The sequence below is a fragment of the Enteractinococcus helveticum genome (assembly GCF_001657475.1).
GTDB classification, from domain to species: Bacteria; Actinomycetota; Actinomycetes; order Actinomycetales; family Micrococcaceae; genus Yaniella; species Yaniella helvetica.
Genome location: NZ_LXEY01000043.1, coordinates 1 through 440, shown reverse-complemented (window position 1 = coordinate 440; position 440 = coordinate 1). Strand labels below are relative to the sequence as shown.

At 38.6% G+C, this 440-nt stretch carries 1 pseudogene; it reads right to left on the bottom strand.

Features of this window, described 5'->3' with window-relative positions:
- Positions 1–325: pseudogene (gltD, locus tag A6F49_RS17440) on the bottom strand (glutamate synthase); the annotation flags it as partial.
- Positions 326–440: the final 115 nt, after the last annotated feature.

Below are 440 nucleotides of genomic sequence, written 5' to 3'. Positions count from 1 at the left end.
GTGCAGGACATACACGCCCTGTAAAGTCAGGAAAGTTATTTGTTTCGCTTAAGCGTTCATAAGCAGTTTTAAAATCTTGATGATACACTAAGTCGTTCCATTCAGGAATGTAGTTTCCAATTGGACAACCTATTGTTTCCCTACCATACTGTTGTCCGGTTTGACAAAACGGCGTTCCACAATCCATACATCGTGCACCTTGGATAGAGGCATCTTCTTTAGTAAATCGTTGTTGATATGCTTTATGATGCTTCAAACGGTCTACCAGTGATAATTCACCTAAGTACTGTTTGTCATACTTCATAAATCCTTTAAATTCACCCATCGTATCTCCCCCTTTCCTTAATACACAACGGCTGGTTTATGTTTAGCATCGATTGTTTTACTGTCATCGTAAAATGCAGCTAACATCGCTTCATCTTCATTGTCATGTAATGATT